Source organism: Mycobacterium sp. NGS51 (genome assembly GCF_059812525.1).
The window spans coordinates 140,559-158,439 of sequence record NZ_JCALCV010000005.1 but is presented as its reverse complement, the minus strand read 5'-3'; the positions used below and the strand labels follow the sequence as shown (position 1 = coordinate 158,439).

Annotated in this window: 17 protein-coding genes; 6 read left to right on the top strand and 11 right to left on the bottom strand. The window is 63.8% G+C overall.

The features are described from left to right. Positions 1 to 6 precede the first annotated feature (6 nt). From paaB to AC5Y5W_RS08585, 5 genes are read right to left on the bottom strand one after another with little or no spacing between them, the layout of a single operon-like run. Positions 7 to 306 carry a 1,2-phenylacetyl-CoA epoxidase subunit PaaB gene (gene paaB / locus AC5Y5W_RS08605; RefSeq protein WP_500009923.1) on the bottom strand — a complete coding sequence of 100 codons (300 nt, stop codon included), beginning with the start codon at positions 304 to 306 and terminating at the stop codon, positions 7 to 9. Beyond that, positions 287 to 1,216 (bottom strand): 1,2-phenylacetyl-CoA epoxidase subunit PaaA, encoded by a 930-nt coding sequence (paaA, locus tag AC5Y5W_RS08600; protein ID WP_500009925.1) that lies wholly within the window; start codon positions 1,214 to 1,216, stop codon positions 287 to 289. Before paaA ends, paaB begins: the two co-directional genes overlap by 20 nt. After that, on the bottom strand, positions 1,216 to 2,001 hold the full coding sequence (locus AC5Y5W_RS08595; RefSeq protein WP_500009926.1) for an enoyl-CoA hydratase/isomerase family protein: 786 nt from the start codon (positions 1,999 to 2,001) through the stop codon (positions 1,216 to 1,218). Before AC5Y5W_RS08595 ends, paaA begins: the two co-directional genes overlap by 1 nt. After that, on the bottom strand, positions 1,998 to 2,861 hold the full coding sequence (locus tag AC5Y5W_RS08590) for a 3-hydroxyacyl-CoA dehydrogenase family protein (protein WP_500009927.1): 864 nt from the start codon (positions 2,859 to 2,861) through the stop codon (positions 1,998 to 2,000). Before AC5Y5W_RS08590 ends, AC5Y5W_RS08595 begins: the two co-directional genes overlap by 4 nt. Next, a complete protein-coding gene (locus tag AC5Y5W_RS08585; RefSeq protein WP_500009928.1) occupies positions 2,858 to 3,598 on the bottom strand; it encodes an enoyl-CoA hydratase/isomerase family protein in 741 nt (246 codons plus the stop codon). Before AC5Y5W_RS08585 ends, AC5Y5W_RS08590 begins: the two co-directional genes overlap by 4 nt. A gap of 94 nt (positions 3,599 to 3,692) precedes the next feature. On the opposite strand from AC5Y5W_RS08585, the gene AC5Y5W_RS08580 reads away from it, so the two are divergent. The 4 genes from AC5Y5W_RS08580 to AC5Y5W_RS08565 all read left to right on the top strand — a co-directional run bounded on the left by AC5Y5W_RS08580 (position 3,693) and on the right by AC5Y5W_RS08565 (position 7,800). Further along, the gene (locus AC5Y5W_RS08580) at positions 3,693 to 4,316 is read left to right on the top strand and encodes a TetR/AcrR family transcriptional regulator (RefSeq protein WP_500009929.1); all 624 of its coding nucleotides are present in this window, start codon (positions 3,693 to 3,695) and stop codon (positions 4,314 to 4,316) included. Positions 4,317 to 4,421: 105 nt separating this feature from the next. Beyond that, on the top strand, positions 4,422 to 6,473 hold the full coding sequence (gene paaZ / locus AC5Y5W_RS08575) for a phenylacetic acid degradation bifunctional protein PaaZ (protein ID WP_500009930.1): 2,052 nt from the start codon (positions 4,422 to 4,424) through the stop codon (positions 6,471 to 6,473). Continuing rightward, positions 6,473 to 6,784, top strand: a complete 312-nt coding sequence (locus AC5Y5W_RS08570; RefSeq protein WP_500009931.1) for an EthD family reductase — start codon at positions 6,473 to 6,475, stop codon at positions 6,782 to 6,784. Before paaZ ends, AC5Y5W_RS08570 begins: the two co-directional genes overlap by 1 nt. Before the next feature lie 35 nt (positions 6,785 to 6,819). Then, entirely contained in the window at positions 6,820 to 7,800 is a 981-nt protein-coding gene (locus tag AC5Y5W_RS08565) for an SDR family oxidoreductase (RefSeq protein WP_500009932.1), read from the top strand. A 240-nt stretch (positions 7,801 to 8,040) separates the two neighbouring features. Here the strand turns inward: AC5Y5W_RS08565 and kilB are convergent, their stop codons facing one another. The 5 genes from kilB to AC5Y5W_RS08540 form a co-directional block, all read right to left on the bottom strand. After that, positions 8,041 to 8,535 (bottom strand): plasmid transfer protein KilB, encoded by a 495-nt coding sequence (gene kilB, locus AC5Y5W_RS08560; RefSeq protein ID WP_500009933.1) that lies wholly within the window; start codon positions 8,533 to 8,535, stop codon positions 8,041 to 8,043. 490 nt (positions 8,536 to 9,025) lie between these two features. Then, positions 9,026 to 9,355 carry a M48 metallopeptidase family protein gene (locus AC5Y5W_RS08555; RefSeq protein WP_500009934.1) on the bottom strand — a complete coding sequence of 110 codons (330 nt, stop codon included), beginning with the start codon at positions 9,353 to 9,355 and terminating at the stop codon, positions 9,026 to 9,028. After that, on the bottom strand, positions 9,355 to 12,300 hold the full coding sequence (locus AC5Y5W_RS08550) for a type I restriction endonuclease subunit R (RefSeq protein ID WP_500009935.1): 2,946 nt from the start codon (positions 12,298 to 12,300) through the stop codon (positions 9,355 to 9,357). Before AC5Y5W_RS08550 ends, AC5Y5W_RS08555 begins: the two co-directional genes overlap by 1 nt. Continuing rightward, positions 12,297 to 13,499, bottom strand: coding sequence for a restriction endonuclease subunit S (locus AC5Y5W_RS08545; protein ID WP_500009936.1), 1,203 nt, complete (start codon positions 13,497 to 13,499; stop codon positions 12,297 to 12,299). Before AC5Y5W_RS08545 ends, AC5Y5W_RS08550 begins: the two co-directional genes overlap by 4 nt. Next, positions 13,496 to 15,337, bottom strand: a complete 1,842-nt coding sequence (locus AC5Y5W_RS08540) for an N-6 DNA methylase (RefSeq protein ID WP_500009937.1) — start codon at positions 15,335 to 15,337, stop codon at positions 13,496 to 13,498. The genes AC5Y5W_RS08545 and AC5Y5W_RS08540 overlap by 4 nt, the downstream gene beginning before the upstream one ends. Positions 15,338 to 15,502: 165 nt before the next feature. Between AC5Y5W_RS08540 and tcmP the strand changes: the two genes are divergently transcribed. Then, positions 15,503 to 16,771, top strand: coding sequence for a three-Cys-motif partner protein TcmP (gene tcmP / locus AC5Y5W_RS08535; RefSeq protein WP_500009938.1), 1,269 nt, complete (start codon positions 15,503 to 15,505; stop codon positions 16,769 to 16,771). On the opposite strand, the gene AC5Y5W_RS08530 is transcribed toward tcmP, so the two are convergent. Then, complete coding sequence (locus tag AC5Y5W_RS08530) at positions 16,761 to 17,507, bottom strand: DUF5131 family protein (protein WP_500009939.1); 747 nt, start codon at positions 17,505 to 17,507, stop codon at positions 16,761 to 16,763. The genes tcmP and AC5Y5W_RS08530 overlap by 11 nt on opposite strands. A gap of 216 nt (positions 17,508 to 17,723) precedes the next feature. Here AC5Y5W_RS08530 and AC5Y5W_RS08525 point away from each other — a divergent pair, with 216 nt between their 5' ends. Continuing rightward, positions 17,724 to 17,873 carry a hypothetical protein gene (locus tag AC5Y5W_RS08525; protein ID WP_500022267.1) on the top strand — a complete coding sequence of 50 codons (150 nt, stop codon included), beginning with the start codon at positions 17,724 to 17,726 and terminating at the stop codon, positions 17,871 to 17,873. Positions 17,874 to 17,881 lie beyond the last annotated feature (8 nt).

Genomic DNA, 17,881 nt, shown 5'->3' with positions numbered 1-17,881 from the left:
CTCAGCTCACATGTGCGCGACGGTGTCGGGGATGTCGTAGAAGGTGGGATGGCGGTAGACCTTGTCGCCGCTGGGCGCGAAGTACGGGTCTTTCTCGCTGGGGCTCGACGCGGTGATCGCCGCGGAGCGCACCACCCAGATGCTGACGCCCTCGTTGCGTCGGGTGTAGACGTCGCGGGCGTGCCGCAGCGCCATCTCGTCGTCGGCGGCGTGCAACGATCCCACGTGGACGTGGTTGAGGCCGCGCTTGCCTCGCACGAACACCTCGTACAGCGGCCAGGCCGCGTCAACCTGCTTGTCGCTCATCGTGTTTCCTCCTGTCGGCGAAAGCGGTGGCGGCCTTCCGCACCCAGCTGCCCTGCTCGTGGGCGGATTTGCGGATAGCGATCCGTTCCTCGTTGCACGGGCCGTTACCGTGCACCACCGCCATGAACTCCGACCAATCGGGTGTCCCGAAGTCGTAGCAGCCGCGTTGTTCGTTCCACGCCAGTTCGGGATCGGGAAAGCCGACGCCGAGGACGTCGCCCTGCGGAACGGTCATGTCGACGAACCGCTGCCGCAGCTCGTCGTTGGTGTGGCGTTTGATGCCCCAGGCCATCGACTGGGCGGTGTTGGGCGATTGGTCGTCGGGTGGACCGAACATCATCAACGCCGGCCACCACCACCGGTCCACGGCGTCTTGCACCATCGCGCGTTGCTCGTCGGTGCCGCGCATCATGGTCAGCAGCAGTTCGTAGCCCTGTCGCTGGTGAAACGATTCCTCCTTGCAGATCCGGATCATCGCGCGGGCATAGGGTCCATAGGAGCTGCGGCATAGCGGCACCTGGTTGCAGATCGCGGCGCCGTCGACCAGCCAGCCGATCACGCCAATATCCGCGTAGCTCAGCGTCGGATAGTTGAAGATCGACGAGTACTTCTGCTGGCCGGCAATGAGTTTCGCGGTCAGGTCGCCGCGGTCGGCGCCGAGGGTTTCCGCGGCGGAATACAAATACAGGCCGTGGCCGGCTTCGTCTTGCACCTTGGCCAGCAGGATCGCCTTGCGCCGCAGCGACGGGGCCCGGGTCAGCCAATTGCCCTCCGGCTGCATGCCGATGATCTCCGAATGCGCGTGCTGGGCGATCTGGCGGATCAGTGTGTTGCGGTAGCCGTCGGGCATCTGATCGCGCGGCTCCACTCGCTGGCCGGCGGCGATGATCTCGTCGAAGGTGTCGGTCATCACTGTCCGACGAAGGTCGGGCGCCGCTTGTCGAGGAACGCTTCGACCGCGGCGCTGTGATCGGTGCTGGCGCCCAGCAGCGCCTGGGCACGGGCTTCGCGGCTGAGCACGTCGACAAGATCGGCGCCGGTATTGTCGGCGATCAGGTGTTTGACGGCCTTGAACGCGGCGGTCGGCCCGGCTGCGAGTTGCCGCGCCAGCGCGGCGGTTTCGGCGGCGACGTCGGCGTCAGGCACCACCCGGTGGATCAGCCCCCAGGCGTGAGCGGTGTCGGCGTCGATGGTGTCGCCGAGGAGAAACAGCCCGGTCGTCCGGCTTTTGCCGATCAAGGCTGCCAGGGTGGCGCTCAGCCCCGAGTCGGCGGCCAGCCCAATGCCGCAGAACGCGGTGCCGAACTTGCTGCGCTGCCCGGCGATGCGGATATCGGCGCCCAACGCGATGCCGAGTCCGGCGCCGACGCAGGCCCCGCCAATGCCGGCGACAATCGGGACTTCGATGGCGTCCAGCGCCAGCATGATCGGGTTGTAATGCTGCGCAACGGTGTCCATGGCGTGGCTGGGGTCGGCCCGCAACGCATCGACGTGCTCGCCGAGGTCTTGGCCGACACAGAAGTTCTTCCCGGTTGCGGTGAGGGCCACGGCCCGGATGGTGGGATCGCTGCCGGCAGCCGACAGTGCCTTCAGCAGCTCCTCTTTCATCGCGCCATCCAGGGCGTTGGATGCTGCGGACCGGTCCAACACAATGCTGGCGACGCCGTCGTCGACGGTGTAGGTCACGGTGGTCATCGGGGCTGTCCTCCTTCGGTGTGCGGCCACGAGTAGAAGCCCTGCCCGGACTTGCGGCCCAGCTCGCCGCGGGTGACTTTGTCCCGCAACAGTTGCGGCGGCCGGAACCGCTCGCCCAGGGTGGCGTGCAGGTGCTCGGCGATGGCCATCCGCACATCCAGGCCCACCAGGTCGGTGGAGCGCAGCGGCCCCGTCGCGTGGCGGTAGCCCAGTTCCATGGCGCTGTCGATCGTCGCGGCGTCGGCCACTCCCTCGTCGAGCATGCGGATGGCTTCCAGGCCGAGCGCCACGCCCAGCCGGCTGGTCGCAAAGCCCGGCGAATCGTTCACCACCACAGCGGTTTTGCCCAGCTCCTGCACCCACTGCTGGGCCGACTCCATGGTCGCGTCGTCGGTGGCCGAACCGCGCACCAGTTCGACGAGGCTGGACGCCGGGACCGGGTTGAAGAAGTGCATGCCCAGGAAGCGGTGCGGGTGCTCCAGCGCGGCGCCGAGATCCCCGATGGACAGCGAGCTGGTGTTGCTGGCCAGCACCGCGTCACGGCCGACGACTCTCTCGGCGGCGCTCAGCACCGCGATCTTGTCCTCGACGCGTTCAGGCACCGCTTCGATCACCAGGCCGGCGTCGGACGGCAGGTCAGTCAGCGCGGTGACGGTATGCAGCCGAGCCAACGCCGTGTCGAGTTGGCTGGCACCCTTTTCGGCGGCTTTGGCCAGGCCGCGGGCCACCCGCTCCCGCGCGGCCCGGGCGGCGTCGGCGTTGGCTTCGGCGATAGTGACCGTTGCGCCGACGGCGGCGAACACCTGCGCGATGCCGGCGCCCATCCGTCCGCCGCCAATGACCGCCACGACGCAACTCATGCGCGGCTCTTTTCCAGAAACCGGGTCATCCGCTCGTTCTTATCGGGACTCTCGAACAACAGCGCCTGCGCGAAGTCGTCGAGCAGCGGATGCGGTGACGCGGCGTCGATCACGGCTTTCGACAGCCGCAGCGCCAGTGCGGAGGAGCGCGCAATGCGGTCGGCCAGCGCGTGGGCGGCAGACACCGCTGAGCCCGTCGCGACGACCTCGCACACCAGGCCGTGGCGTAGGGCGGACTGGGCATCGAGCAGCCGACCGCCCAGGATGACCTGCTTGGCGATCGACATGCCGACCAGGTCGGCGAGCCGGTAGCCGGCGCCGGCCGCGGCCACAATGCCCAGTCCGGGTTCCGGGTTGCCGAACCGGGCGCCCGCGCCGGCGATTCGGAGGTCGCAGGCGTAAGCCAGTTCGACGCCGCCGCCCAACGCGTTGCCCTCGACGGCGGCAATCGTCGGCATCGCCAGCGCGGCGATCCGATCGAAGACGGCGCGGTTGATTCCGGCCAGCGCGTCATCGCGGCGCCGCCTGCGCAGCTCGGCGATGTCGGCGCCGGCGGCGAAATCGGTCCCCGCGCCGGTGATGATCAGCAGCCGCGGGTCGCGTTCCAGGTCGGCGCAGACGCGGTGCAGTTCGGCAACCATCGCGGCGTTAATGGCGTTGCGCTGTTCGGGTCGGTGCAGTTCGACGACAACGCGGTCGTCGGCCGCGTGCACCCGGAGTGTGTCGAAGACCGTCACAGCTGCCAACAATAACCGACCTTTCGGTCGGTTATCAAGCCAGTGTCGGCCGATCGGCGTCGTGACTGGCTTCTGCAGTGCGATGATGTGCGGTATGGCTGCGCCGCGTTCGCGACCCGTCGGCCAGGTCGGACGCCCGGGCTACGACCTGGACTCGCTGCTGGCCGTCGCCGTGACGGTGTTCAACCAGCGGGGCTACGACGGCACCAGCATGGAGCATCTGGCTAGCCGGCTCGGGATCACCAAGTCGTCGATCTATCACCATGTGCCCGGCAAGGCGGAACTGCTGCGGCTCTCGGTCAACCGGGCACTCGATGCGCTGTTCGCGGCTACCCGGGAACCCGACACCACCACCGGGCCGGCGATCGATCGACTGGAGAATCTGGTCCATCGCAGCATTCATGTGCTGGTAGAGCAACTTCCGTACGTGACCCTGCTGCTGCGCATCCGCGGCAACACCACCGTGGAGCGCCGCGCGTTGGCGCGTCGTCGCGAGTTCGACCAGATCGTCGAGCAGCTGGTGCAGGAGGCCGCCGAGGAGGGCAGCGTGCGCCCCGACGTCGACCCCGCCTTGACCAGCCGGCTGATTTTCGGCACGGTCAACTCGCTCGTCGAGTGGTACAAGCCGACGCGCGGCCTGGGCGCCGACGAGCTGGCCGACGCGGTCATCAAGTCGCTGTTCGACGGCCTACGGGTGCCGTCCTCCGGCCAACGCTGACGCTTTCGGGTTCTGGCGCGGATGCCGCGCCCCTTGACGCCGGCCCGCTCCGACTGCCACTCTAATAACCGAACGAATGGACGGTTGGGAAAGGATCGCGGTCGGATGGCGGCGTTGTTGCAGAGTTATGTGAACGGGCAGTGGAGCAGCGCCCAGGATGACGGCGTCACCCTGGCCGACGCCGCGACCGGCGAGGCGGTGGCACGGTTTTCGACGCAGAGCCTCGATTTCGCCGCGGTCGTCGACTACGGCAGGCGCGTCGGCGGTCCGGCGTTGCGGGAGCTCACCTTCCATCAACGGGCCGCGCTGCTCAAGCAGCTCGGCAAGCAGCTGATGGCCGACAAGGAGCAGTTCTATCCGCTGTCGTTTGCGACCGGCGCGACGGCGCGTGACTCGGCCATCGACGTGGACGGCGGCATCGGCACGTTGCTCAGCTACGCGAGCAAGGGCACCCGCGAGCTGCCCAACGACACGGTCTATCTGGATGGTCCGACCGAAAGACTCGGCCGCGCAGGCACATTCACCGCCCAGCACATCTACACCTCGCGGCTCGGGGTCGCGGTGCAGATCAACGCGTTCAACTTTCCGGTCTGGGGGATGTTGGAGAAGCTGGCGCCGGCGTTTCTGGCCGGTGTGCCCACCATCGTCAAACCCGCCCACCAGACGGCGTATCTGACCGAATTGGTGGTGCGGCACATCATCGACACTGGCCTGCTGCCCGAAGGCTCCTTGCAGTTGGTGTGCGCCAGCCCGCACGGATTGCTCGACCAACTCGACGAGCAAGACCTCGTCGCGTTCACCGGCTCGGCCAGCACAGCGGCGGCGCTGCGCGCACACCCGAACGTCGTCGTCGCCGGGGTGCGGTTCAACGCCGAAGCCGATTCGCTGAACTGCTCGATCCTGGGACCCGACGCCACCCCCGATACCCCCGAATTTGGGCTCTACATCAAGCAACTCGTGGCCGAGATGACCGCCAAGGCCGGACAGAAGTGCACCGCGATCCGCCGCGCCCTGGTGCCACGGGATCTGGTCGACGACGTGGTGGCGGCCGCTAAGGACCGGCTTGCCACGGTGGTGGTCGGCAAGCCGGGCGCCGACGGCGTGACGATGGGCCCACTGGCCAGCATCGCCCAGCGCGAGGAAGTGCTGCGCTCGTTGAAGAGCCTGACCGATGCCGCCACGCTGGTCAGCGGGCACCCGGACAATTTTGCGGTTGAGGGCGCCGATCCCGATCGCGGCGCGTTCGTGCCGCCGCTGCTGCTGCGCGCCGACGGCGGTGGCGCCGCCGCGCTGCACGACGTGGAGGCGTTCGGCCCGGTCAGCAGCGTCATCGGTTACCGCGATGTCGACGAGGCGGTCGCGCTGGCCGCCCGCGGCCGCGGCAGCCTCGTCGGCTCGGTGGTCACCCACGACCCCGAGGTGGCGCGCCGGGTGGTGCTGGGCATCGCTCCATATCACGGCCGGATGCTGGTGTTGGACCGCGACGACGCCAAGGAGTCCACCGGGCACGGGTCGCCGCTGCCGACCCTGGTACACGGCGGACCCGGACGGGCCGGCGGCGGTGAGGAACTCGGCGGGATCCGCGGCGTGCTGCACCACATGCAGCGCAGCGCCGTGCAGGCCTCCCCCGACATGCTGACCGCGATCACCGGGCGGTGGACGGCCGGTGCGGCCCGCGATGTCGGCGACGTGCATCCGTTCCGGAAACACTTGGAGGAGCTGCGGATCGGCGACACGATCATCGGCGGCCCGCGCACGGTGACGCTCGAGGACATCGAGCATTTCGCCGAGTTCACCGGCGACACGTTCTACGCGCACACCGATCCCGAAGCGGCGGCGGCCAATCCGCTGTTTGGCGGCATCGTCGCGCACGGCTACCTGGTGGTGTCGCTGGCGGCGGGCCTGTTCGTCGAGCCCAACCCCGGCCCGGTGCTGGCCAACTTCGGTGTCGACGGGCTGCGTTTCCTCACCCCGGTCAAGGCGGGCGACGCGTTGACGGTCACGCTGACCGCCAAACAGCTCACCCCGAGAATCTCGGCCGACTACGGCGAAGTCCGGTGGGATGCCGTGGTCACCAACCAGGATGACTCACCGGTGGCGACCTACGACGTGTTGACGTTGGTGGCCAAGCAACCCGTTACCCCCGAGGAGCACTGATGCACATTGTGTCCGTCTGCTACGGCCAGCCCACCGACCCGGCCGCGTTCGACGACTATTACGCCACCACCCATACGCCGCTGGCGCTGAAAGTGCCGGGGCTGGTGAGCTTTACCACCGGCACGTGCCGGTCGTTGGATCGCTCCGAGCCGCCGTATTACATGGTGGCCCGGCTGGGGTTCGAGACCGCCGAGTCGCTGAAGGCCGGGCTGACCTCACCTGAGATGCGCGCCGCCGGTGCTGATGTTTCCAACTTCGCGACCGGCGGCGTGACGATGTACGTCCAGGAGGAGAACGTCATCGTCGGCTGATCACCGAAACATCCGTGGCTACAAAGGAAGTCAACATGACATTGCCGTCCGACCCGTCGTTTCTGGTCTTCGGTGCTGCCGGGCACATTGGTGGTCCGTGTGCGCAGTGGCTCGCGGAGCGTCACCCGACGGCCAAAGTTCGCGTCGTCTCGAGCCGGCCGGAGATGGCCGACGAGCTGGCGACCATGCACCCGGGTGCCGAGGTCATGATCGCCGATTATTTGAAGGCCGAGGACATGGTCGCGGCATTCGAGGGGATTGATGCGGCATTTGTCGTCACTCCGGATTTCCTCGACGAGCAGACCGCGATGACCAATGTGGCCCAGGCGATCAAAGCATCAGGCAGGCTGGTGCGGCTAATCCGGCTGATCGGTGACCCGCCGGGTCTGCGCGACGAATCGGAAGTTACCCCGTTGCCGGGCTTCGACGGCGAGAAGACGAATGTGCAGCATCTGCGGGCCCGCAGGGTACTAACGGGCGCCGGCGTGCCGGTGGTCTACGCCAATGTGCCGGGATGGTTCTTCGAGGACTTCTCCGGGTTTCTGCTGGAGCCCGTCCGCGACAAGCAGACGTTCGTGATGGCCGCCGACCGGCCGATGAATTTCATTGCCACCCGCGACATCGGCCGGTGCGTGGCTGAGCTGCTGCTGGATCCGTCGCTGACCGAGATCGGCGAGACCGTTCATCTGGAGAACGGCATCGACGACTTGGTCAGGTTCAGCACGATCCCGCGGCTGATGAGCGAGGCGTGGGGCGTGCCGATCAGCTACGACGGCAGCGACGAGGCGTTCCTGCGCGAACTCGGCGCCGGGCTGCGCAAGTACTACCGCCGCGACGACGCCGCCGAGTACATCCTCACCTACTGTCACCACGAGGTGCCCTTCATCGACGAGCTGCTGCAAAACGGCAACAGCTTGCACGGCACCGAACGACACTTCACCCCGGAAATGCTCGGATTTGAAGCGCTGCCGTTGAAGTCGTGGTTACGGGAGATGAAGGATGTGTTTGTTCCCTAGGTCGGGTGAGACTGCGGCGGGGGGTTGATGTTGCAACTGGCGGCCGCGGTAATCGTTGTTGGTCTTGCTTTCGATGCCGTTAGACGTTGAGAGGGACCCGTTTGGTGGTCCAGTTGACCACTCACCTCATCACCTCGACGCCACTCGGAGCGGCACTTAGCAATGTTTGCCTCGCTCCTCGTGAAGCGGTGTGCGGCCAGTACGTTCTCGGCTGCGAGAAAGCCCGCTTAGGCCCGCCGACTAGGACGGATACCTCTCGCTAACGCACCGGTGCGCTGCACTTATAAATGCGTTTAGCTCCTTTTTGGCCTCGGAGCTGCGTTTTCCCATCTCGATCTCTGTTTCTGTATAAGCAGTGATGTCCCTTGTAAGTTCGATAATCCTCTCCGCGTCGCACAGAAAATCGTCGTCGGCCCTCGGGTCGGCGCGAAGCCTCAGCCGGTAGTAAGCACTCCACGCATCTGAGCGCAGCCGGTAGGTCTCCTGGCGCGCATCTTCACGGACTTCCGACGGCGCGTTGCTCAGGCGTTTCTTAGCGCGGTCATGCTCCGCGCGTCGCAGTCGATTGACCGCCGACGAATAGGCGTCGACCGCTTCTAAGAACTCGCGCCGCCGCTCTTCTCGCTGCTCACGGCGTCCGGTTTCGTTTGCGGTTCGTCGGTGCAACACGTATGTAAGCCAGGAGCCAAGCAGTGTGCCGGCAACCGCGACGATACTGGCCAATATCGCTTGCATCGATCAATCCCATCGAGTGCTCATCTAGTTTCTGCGGTCAGGCCTGTTGGTCATTCTCCGCGAGGGAAGCTGAGTCTTGTCCGAATCGCCAGTCTGCCTCGCCAGCGTAGTACTCCGCCTTAATGTGTGAGGCATCCGCGGCCCAGCCGTCAAGTGAACGAAACACCCGCAAGCCAATGCACTTGAGTCTGTCCACGTTGTGGGCCGCAAGACTCTCATAAGCCATGGATCAACCAATCGGGGTCAGGCCAGGACCACGACGCCACGCCGCGGGCGAACCGACACCGCCGGTGCGGATCTCGATGTGGTGGCCTGACCACACCCGAATTCGCTACCTCCGGCGAGGTCGACTTTCTTCTCTAAGTCGTTGGGGCCAAAGTGAATCGGGCCCGCGCAGCCAGATTGCGTCCGTGGACGACGAAGACTATCTTGGCGTTCTTTGAATTGCCCTCCGACACGGGGGCATATCACCCAGACAATTCCGCGGAATTCATCTGTGCACCTCCCTAATTGGGCTCGATGCCTCCAGCTCGCGCCAGCCGGGAACGAACGCAGTCATCATCGCGGTAAAGGCTTTCCCGTGGGAGCGGTATCGCAGGTGGAGCAGTTCATGAACGACGACATAGTCCTGGAAGGCCGCGGGCATTTCGACAAGATCCTGTGCGAGCGTGATCACACCGTCCGGTGCGCACGAGCCCCACTTTGTAGTGAGCTCGGCGATCACGATGCGGGAAGGATTCACTCGAATCTTGGTCGCCCACGCCATCGCCTTGCGGCTGAGCGCCTGATCGGCGGTCAGCGGCATCTTCGGCCTTGCCATCAGACCTTCTCCAGCACAGTCATAACGTTATCGATAATCTCGGCGCAGGACTTCGCAGGCACCTGACTATCCAGCAGTGGTTTGTAGAGTCCACTGCGCAGGCGGCGCCGCTCGTCGGGATTCTGTCGCCAGTGCGGGAACTGATCCACCGCTACCTCGATGCTCACTGCGACCCGCTGGATATCGACCTTCAGCCCACGCAACGAATGCTCGGTTCTCAATGCCGAGTAAATACCGAAGGCGCGATCCGACAGTCCGCTCTGCCTGGCGAACTCGCGCAGTTTGTCCTTCTCCTCCGCAATTGCCTTGAGCTCATCGAGTGCGGCGAGACCGTTGACCTTGCGCTCTTCGAGATTTTCGATGACGCGGTCGGCCTTCTCCTTGATGCTCTGGAGCGCCACCGCAGCTGCCGGGTTGTCTTCCATCTCCTTTCGTAGACCGCGGAGCAGGTTGTAGACCTTCTCCTCGGGAGGTCCGTCGTCCCGATCGAGTGCTTCCAACGTTGGCACGTCGAACGTAGCAACCTTGGTGAATCGACCGAGCCCTTCCTGAGTCGCGTTCTCCTCGATCAGGCGCTTCGTTTTGTGCTCCAGATCGGCCGTGAAGGTGGTCGCCTCGGAGTAGGCGTTTCGCACGGCCGCGTATAGAACAGATAGGCGCTTGTACGTCGCGATGTGGTCGCGCAACTCCGCTGACGGCGAGAGTATTTCCCACAACGCCTCGATGTCGCGGTAGTCGTCGAAAAACTTCTTGCGCTCGTCCTCCGATACGAACTTGCCGTAAACGATGCCTTCTAACTGCTCGTCATCGCCTTGGCCGCTTGTGACCTGCAGGTACTCGGTGGAAGCAGCGTCGATCTTCAGCAGCAGATCTGCCATCAGCACATCGAGGTCTTGCAGGGCGCCTTCCACATCGGCGGAATCGAACCGCAGCGCCTTGTGAAGTTCATTCAAGATGCCAACGAAGTCTACGACGAGACCCACCTTCTTCTGCACACCCTCGCTGTCGACATATGGTCGGTTCACGCGCGCGAGTGCTTGGAGGAGGACGTGGTCACGCATCGGCTTATCGAGATACATCGCGTACAAGATCGGCGCGTCGTAACCGGTGAGCAACTTGTCAGTGACGATAAGGATCTTGGGCTGTTGACGGGCCTTCTTGAACTGCCGGCGCACCTCTTTCTCGCGGTCATCGGAAAGCTGGAGCTCATGTACGTCCGGACGGTCGACGACATCGCTCGCATTCTTGCTGTAGACCACCTCGGACCACTCAGGCGGCAGCAGCTTGTCGAGCGCGCGCTTATACTTCGCACACGTCTCACGGTCGACTGCGACGAGAAAAGCCTTGTACCCCAGCGGATCTACGTTCTCATTGAAGTGATTCGCGACGAACTCAGCCACCTGCGCCACGCGGCTGTCAGAGCCGAGGAAGGTGCGCAGTCCGACTGCCCGCTGCAGTACCTTGTTGAGTTCATCGATGTCGGTGACGGCCTCGTCGGACGCAAGGGCGTAGAACTGCTCGTCTAAGTCCTCTGGTGCCATGGACATCGACGACGGCGCAAGCATGTACTTGATCGGCAGAGTGGTCTCGTCCTCGATCGACTCAATGATCGAGTACTTGTGCAGGTAGCCCATTTCGTCCTGTGATCCGAAGATCTGGAACGAACTTGTGCCACCGCCTTGTGTCCCGCCGACCGGGGTACCCGTAAAGCCGATGATGGTGGAGTTTGGGACCGCCGCCATGAGGTATGAGCCGAGGTCAGCAGCGACCGACCGGTGAGCCTCGTCGATGAAGACAAAGACGTTGTCGCGGTTGGAGCTGTCCTTCCGGATTGTCTCGAACTTGTGGATCATCGAGACGACCAGGCCACGGAAGTCGGAATCGAAGATGTCTTGCAGGTCATCCTTGCTGTTGGCACGCCGAACCGGGATGTCGTTGGCCTGCATCTCGCCGAGCAGTCTGTCGACCCACTCCTTGAGCTGGCCCTCCAGCTCGGTGCGGTCAACGACGAGGATGACGGTTGCGTTCTTGAAGCGGTCCTTCTGGCTGAGGATCAACTGCGCCGCCGTTAGCAAGGTGAAGGTCTTGCCCGAGCCCTGCGTGTGCCAGATCAGGCCGCGGTTCTTCGCTGGGTCGGCGCACCGCTCGACCACCGCATCGACGGCGCCGCGCTGGTGCTCGCGAAGGACCGATTTCTTTGTTTCACCGTCTTCGACGTAGAAGAGTACCCACTCGCGCAAAGTGCGCAGGAAGTCGCGCGGCTCGAAGAACGCCTGAACGGCATCACGGTAGGACTCGTCGGTCGTGTGCTTCCACCTAAAGAGCATGCGGCGGTTGACGTTCCATGTGACGCCGTACCAGTAGTCGATCAGGTGGGTCTCGTTATGCAGCTGCGCCTGAGCCAAGAGTTCTGGCGTCTCAATCTCGTAACGCCGGAGTTGGGTCACCGCTTTGGTCAGGGCGTCGCGGTCCTTCGGGTTCTTGTGCTCGACGATGGTGACCGGGATGCCGTTGACGATAAACATGACGTCCGCGCGGTTCCCCTTCGCCCGGGCCGGCGGCTCGACCTTCCACTCCCACGTGACGTGTAGGGCGTTCTCGTGGGGCAGATCGAAGTCGACAACCTGAACCGGGCGCTGGCGCTGTTCGTTCTCGTCGTGCCATTGACGTTCGCCTCGGAGCCAACGCAACACCTCTCGGTTGCCCTCGATCGTGGCGGGCAGCGCTTCAATGCTCTCGACAATCGCGCGCGCCTGGTCCTCGGTAAGCCACGGGTTGAACTGCCGAAGTTTGTTCTCCAGCACCTCGGGGAACAGCATGTTGGCCCGACCGCGACGCATGCGTTCGGCTTCCTCTGGCGCGAGTTGCTCCCAGCCGACGGCTGAGGCGTGCTTCACCATCGGGAATTGCACCGATTTGGCCTCGGAGATCTTGATCTGGCTCATGCTGCAGCCCCATCGATTGACGGCAATGCGCTCAGGTCGAGGTCGTCGACCGAAATCTCGCCGGTCATCAGTTTGTGCAGCAACGACTTGAACAGCTGGTCTAGCGTGTCGCGCTTACGACGGTGTATATCGAGTTTCTGGTCGATCGCTTCCATAATCCCGACGATTTGTCGTTGCTCTTCGACGTCCGGCCAACTTATGACCTCCGCATGCAGGAAGTTGCGATTCAGAGCAGGATTGGTCGCACCTGAATCGAGCCGCTTCATATCCACCAACTGGAGGCGGTAGAAAACGAACTTTGGCAGGTTACCGAGGAAGTCTTTGCACCAAAGTGTTGTGTCGTGAGGCCAGTAGTCGGAATCGACGTAATGGACCGAACCGATTGATCCCTTACGCCCAATCACGACACCGGGACCGCTGACAGCTGCAACGTCGTGAAAACTCTTGACGCCTCCTGACGAAACTACAGGGACGGTTCCGCCTTCAGACTGAGCACTCTTCGTGATATCAAATCCCCGCTGCAATTGTGCGAGATCACCGAGTGGCCCGATCCTCCAACTCGCAGGGATTGAGCCGATCTCGGTCTCCTTTTTCGACTCTCCCCGCGGTCCATGTGTGAACAGCAGTTGCATCGTCGCGGTCTTCAACCTGTCAAGGTTGCACAGCACTGACATTTGGAGGTCGATCGCCTGCCGAAGTTTGTCAAGCACGGCAGCAATTGCACGCTGCTCTACTTCGGATGGCACCGGGATAGGGATGCGGTCGATCTTGCTCTTGTTGAGCGTGTTTCCCTTGATCTGCCGATCCTGAAGCTCGTCATAATCGTAATGCGAGAGGAAGTATCCAAGGAACCGCTGATCCACCCCGGGACGCGGGAAGATCGAGATGATCGCCTCATTGTGCGCGGCCGGCACGCCGAGGGTGGCAATCCGCCCGATCGTCAGTTTGAAGCTCATGAGGAGGGTGCCAGCTGGCACAAGGCGGCCGCGGAAGACTTCTTCGAGCGCGACGCGGCTGGCGGTCTCCTTCGTTCTCGTGACTACTCCGTACGGTTCTAGGTCTGAAATAGCGACCCACGGGATGTCGTCGCCTGTCCTCGCCCAATACGCGGCGTTTGCGCGCGCGGGCGTTCTCCCGACGCCATAGTCGGCGACTTCGGAGAATGGCCGGGTCGGCCACGTTGTCGGCGTTGATGTCATTGGGTTTCCCCGGCTTTTGCAAGCGGGCTAAGCAGTTTCAACAACTCGGCAGTCAATCCGACATCTTCGCTACTCAGCCGATCAAGCTCGACGAGCAGCTCGCCAATGTCGTCGGTGTCGACAGATCCGCTGACTGCAACCCATCGACTCGGACTCAGGTTGTAGTCAGCCTCGGCGGCCTGCGCGGTCTCGATGACGGCAACCTCACCTTCGACGACCTCGCCAGTGTTGAAGCGCTTCGCGAGTTCGACGACATCTTCGTCGTTTATGTGGTTCTTGGGCTTGCCCTTGGTGAACCGCTTGCTTGCGTTGAGCAGCGTGATCTTGCCCTTCTTGGACTCAGGCTTGCGCTTGTTCAGCACGACGATGACGCCGGGGGCCGGCGTGTTGTAAAAGAGGTTGTCGGGTAGCAGAATGACGCCCTCAATGAGGTCGTGTTCGACGAACCACTTGCGGATGTTTCGTTCCTTGTCCTCGTTCTTCGAGCCCGAGCCACGAGTTAGGGCACCGGTGTCGAGGACGACCGCCGCACGGCCGGTGTCCTTGAGCACCGAGAGCGTCTGCTGGAGCCAGGCCCAGTCACCCTTGCCTGACGTTGCGCCGCCGTGTTTGATGAACCGGTCGTACGGGTCGTCCTCGAAAATGCTGGGGTCAAAAGGCTGGTTCCACATCGGATTAGCGACGACAAGATCGAACTGGTCGAGCGATCCCGAGGACGTGCGGAACTTGGGATTGATCATGGTGTCACCGCGGCGCAGGTCGACGTCCATGTCGTGGATGATGGCGTTCATCCGGGCGACGGCGTAACTCTCGGCCTGGAGCTCTTGGCCATACAGCTTGAGCGGAACCTTCGCGGTCGGGTCCAGCTCACGTGCGATGAGCTGGAGCTTGATGAGCAGGCCGGCGGAACCGCAAGCGTAGTCATGGCAGGTGTGTCCTGGCTTCGGCCTCAGGATGCGCGCCATGAGGAATCCCACCTCGGTTGGAGTAAAGAACTCGCCCGCACTCTGGCCCGAGCCTTCTGCGAACTTTCGGAGGAGATATTCGTATGCGCGGCCAAGGAAGTCGGGCTGCACATCGGCGAGGCCGAGGCGATAACGCGGGTCGGAAAAGGTCTCGACGACGCCATTGAGCTTGGCGGGGTTGATATCCCGCTCACCGTTGCGCTCAGCCGCGAAGTCCACGACGTCGATGACTCCGGCGAGACTCGGGTTGAATCGGACGACGGCTCGCACTGCCTTGGTGAGGTGCTCACCGATGTCGCGTGGTCGTGTAGACCGACCGCGCTCGTCGTCAGGCCAGTCGTACTGCGCGCGTCCGCTGATGACGGCCCAACGCGCCTCCGCCGGGAGATAGAAGCGGAGCAGGTCGTGGTCGTTGTCCGCGATCTCCAGGGCGACGTCACGGTCGCCATACTCCTCGGCGAGTCGGTCGATCTCGTCGTCAAAGACATCAGAAAGGCGCTTAAGGAATAGCAGCGGCAGCAGGTAGTCCTTGAACTTCGGCGCGTCCTTCTCGCCTCGGATCGAGCAAGCGGCGTCCCACAGCATCTGCTCCATTGGCTTTGTGGTCGGAGTCGCTGGCCTAGCTTGGCGCCCGCGGCGACGGGTGACTACCGCTCCACCGGCGAGCGGGGCATCGCTGGCGTCGACGCCAGCATCCTCGGCCAGAGCGTTGATCTTGGCGAGCTGGGCTCGCTGTGGCTTGCTGGAACCGGCTTCCCACCTGTTCACCGTGGCGAAGGAGACACCGAGCCGCTCGGCCAACTCGGCCTGCGTGAGGTCGAGTGCAGCACGGATGGCCTGGAGGAGCGTCGCAATCGTCTGTGGATCCGTCATGTATGTTATGTTTGCATAGTGATATTACAAATGCAATCATTGGTCTGGGGTCGCCGGGGCCGACCACGGCAGTGGATGTTGGAGCGTTCGAGGCGGAGGTGATGGATGTGGGTCAGATGATGGATGAAGCGATGGACATCGATGAGACGTGCAAGAGCTGCTCGATTGGACGCATGCAGAAAATGGGAGACTTCGCATGTTGACCGCATCGACTCGATCATCGGGATCGATGGCTTGGTCGATGCGGCGCTGATCGGCCAGGATGCAGAGCCGATGCCCACCGGTACCGACGCAGGGTTGCTGGCAAGCCCCAGGCCGCAATCGGTCTACAAGCACGCGATCCTCGAGCAGTACGTCGTCAGATTCGCGACGATGACAGCGAGCAAGCTCAAGCCGAAGCGAGCGGTGCTCTTCGACGGGTTCGCCGGCCGAGGTCGCTTCGACACCGGTGAAGCAGGATCCGCTGAGCACATGATGCTCGCCGCGCAGAAGGCCAAGAACACCACCCAGATCGACCTTCTCCTGATTGAGAAGAACCGTCAGGACTACGAGTCCCTCGACGCGGTGGCCGACGAGTACCGCGCCCGAGGTATCCGCATCGACAGCCACCACGGTGAATGCGGGGATTACATCGACGAGGCGTTGCAGTTGGCCGCCGGAGCCAGTCTGTTCGTCTTCCTTGATCCCTGCGGGGCCGTGCTCCCGATGAGTTCCATTAGCGACATCCTCCGTACGCGGGGCAAGTGGCCGCGGACCGAGTTGTTGTTGAACTTCAACGCCGACCTGACCCGGCGAGCAGGCGGTCAGTTGAAGAAGGGCCAACTCGATCTCGGCGGTGTCGCGAAGGCAGACGCCGTGTGCGGCGGTGAGTGGTGGCGAGGTGTGGCGCTGAGGTCGTATGAGGCATCTGGCGGGCGCGATTGGGAGTCAGCCGCGGAGAACGTCGCGATCGAGTACGCCAAGCATCTGATCGACGGAACCGGGTACGGATACGTCGTCGCACCGGTACGGCGCCAGGTCCATCACCAGCCCGTCTACTACTTGATATTCCTCACCCAGGACCCACACGGCTTCTGGGTGTTCGGAGCCGCCGGCGCAAAGGCGCGACAGAGATGGATTGAGTTCTTGGGGCCGGACCCCGATGAACCGCAGGGAACACTGTGGGACGCCCTGGCAGATCAGTTTGAGAGGGAACACACTCAAGCGATTGCGCACATCACCGAAAACTTGCGGCGGCTGACTGCCGACGGGCAACCGAAGGAGGTGGTCCGGCACGTGAAGGAGGTGTACGGAGACCTCTACGGTGAGGCCAAGGAGACTGCGTACACGGCGGCGGTTCGCGCTCTGGTGAAGTCGGGCGAGATTGAACACGTGACCAAGGTGTCGAAGCCGCACCAGCACGTTATCCGCAAGACGACGGCTCCTAACCCGTAGCGGCCTCGGGCATCTCGTCCCACAGCCGACCGTCAAGTTGACGTCCCGCCGCTTTCGGGGTGCGGCCGCCCCACTGCTTGAAGAAGAACGGCACCTCGGCCTCGGTGCAGGCGTCCCGGATCCCCCGTGCCCACGACAGCTGGATCGGCCGGTACCGAGGACCGGATTCGCCACCGACGATTACCCATCCAATGCCGGTGAGATCGATGCCGTCGAGCGGGCCGATCAGCGGCTCGCAGGATAGGAACCGCACCGCGGCCGGCACCTCGCGGAGGTGGTCGATGCGGGGCAGGGCGTCAGCGTTCTCCACAGACACGCCCATCCAGAGGTTCTCCGGCCAATCGAGCTTGTCGGCTACGCGGCGCAGGCGCAGGCTGCGCTTGGTTAGCACCTGGTAGGTGTGCTGTGGGGTGTCGCGACAGACGTCGAACACGTCACGGATGAAGTCGAGCGGCACCTTGCCGTGGAAGAGGTCGGACATCGAGTTCACGAACACTACGCGGGAGTTGCGCCAGCGCCGAGGCTCGTCGAGCGCCTGCGGGTGCAGCGTCACACCGAAGCCGGGACCGGAGGTCCGGCGGTCGCCATCGACCTGATACTTCGCCGAGCCCATCGCCTTGAGTCGCTTGGCCAGCGTCATCGCGTAGCAGTGGTCGCAGCCGGCCGAGATGCGGTCGCAGCCGGTGACGGGGTTCCAGGTGGCCTCGGTCCACTCGATCGCCGAACGGTCCGCCATCACGGTCCTCCTCTCAGCGGTCGTGGCTCATACGCACCCTATTTACCCATACCGACAACCGAATCACATCTATGTAATTCCGGCCCCGGAGGTGTGTCGTCTGCGCGGCGGGGTGACGGCGCGAACAGCCGACGCACTGTTATCGGCGGGCTTCGTACATGAAGGTATGGGGGCACACCGTGTCTCTCGAACCTCGAGAATCAGGAGAGCCACGTCATGGCGATCTGCGGATACTGCAACCATCCCGGCTACCACGCCCAGGTCATCCGGTTGGGCGCTGAACCTTCCCGACGTGTGATGACTGCCCGCGCTGTCGGCAGGACTTGGACCGGCGGGCAGACCGGCGCCGGGTGGCTGAAGGGCTAGCGTCAGGT

Bases quoted from the DNA above. Each gene is read 5' to 3' on its own strand.
- paaZ (WP_500009930.1), top strand. From the start codon at position 4,422: ATGGCGGCGTTGTTGCAGAGTTATGTGAACGGGCAGTGGAGCAGCGCC.
- AC5Y5W_RS08595 (WP_500009926.1), bottom strand. From the start codon at position 2,001: ATGACCACCGTGACCTACACCGTCGACGACGGCGTCGCCAGCATTGTG.
- AC5Y5W_RS08525 (WP_500022267.1), top strand. From the start codon at position 17,724: ATGGCGATCTGCGGATACTGCAACCATCCCGGCTACCACGCCCAGGTC.
- AC5Y5W_RS08530 (WP_500009939.1), bottom strand. From the start codon at position 17,507: ATGGCGGACCGTTCGGCGATCGAGTGGACCGAGGCCACCTGGAACCCC.
- AC5Y5W_RS08570 (WP_500009931.1), top strand. From the start codon at position 6,473: ATGCACATTGTGTCCGTCTGCTACGGCCAGCCCACCGACCCGGCCGCG.
- AC5Y5W_RS08540 (WP_500009937.1), bottom strand. From the start codon at position 15,337: ATGACGGATCCACAGACGATTGCGACGCTCCTCCAGGCCATCCGTGCT.
- AC5Y5W_RS08590 (WP_500009927.1), bottom strand. From the start codon at position 2,861: ATGAGTTGCGTCGTGGCGGTCATTGGCGGCGGACGGATGGGCGCCGGC.
- AC5Y5W_RS08565 (WP_500009932.1), top strand. From the start codon at position 6,820: ATGACATTGCCGTCCGACCCGTCGTTTCTGGTCTTCGGTGCTGCCGGG.
- AC5Y5W_RS08545 (WP_500009936.1), bottom strand. From the start codon at position 13,499: ATGACATCAACGCCGACAACGTGGCCGACCCGGCCATTCTCCGAAGTC.
- paaA (WP_500009925.1), bottom strand. From the start codon at position 1,216: ATGACCGACACCTTCGACGAGATCATCGCCGCCGGCCAGCGAGTGGAG.
- paaB (WP_500009923.1), bottom strand. From the start codon at position 306: ATGAGCGACAAGCAGGTTGACGCGGCCTGGCCGCTGTACGAGGTGTTC.
- kilB (WP_500009933.1), bottom strand. From the start codon at position 8,535: ATGCAAGCGATATTGGCCAGTATCGTCGCGGTTGCCGGCACACTGCTT.
- AC5Y5W_RS08555 (WP_500009934.1), bottom strand. From the start codon at position 9,355: ATGGCAAGGCCGAAGATGCCGCTGACCGCCGATCAGGCGCTCAGCCGC.
- AC5Y5W_RS08550 (WP_500009935.1), bottom strand. From the start codon at position 12,300: ATGAGCCAGATCAAGATCTCCGAGGCCAAATCGGTGCAATTCCCGATG.
- AC5Y5W_RS08580 (WP_500009929.1), top strand. From the start codon at position 3,693: ATGGCTGCGCCGCGTTCGCGACCCGTCGGCCAGGTCGGACGCCCGGGC.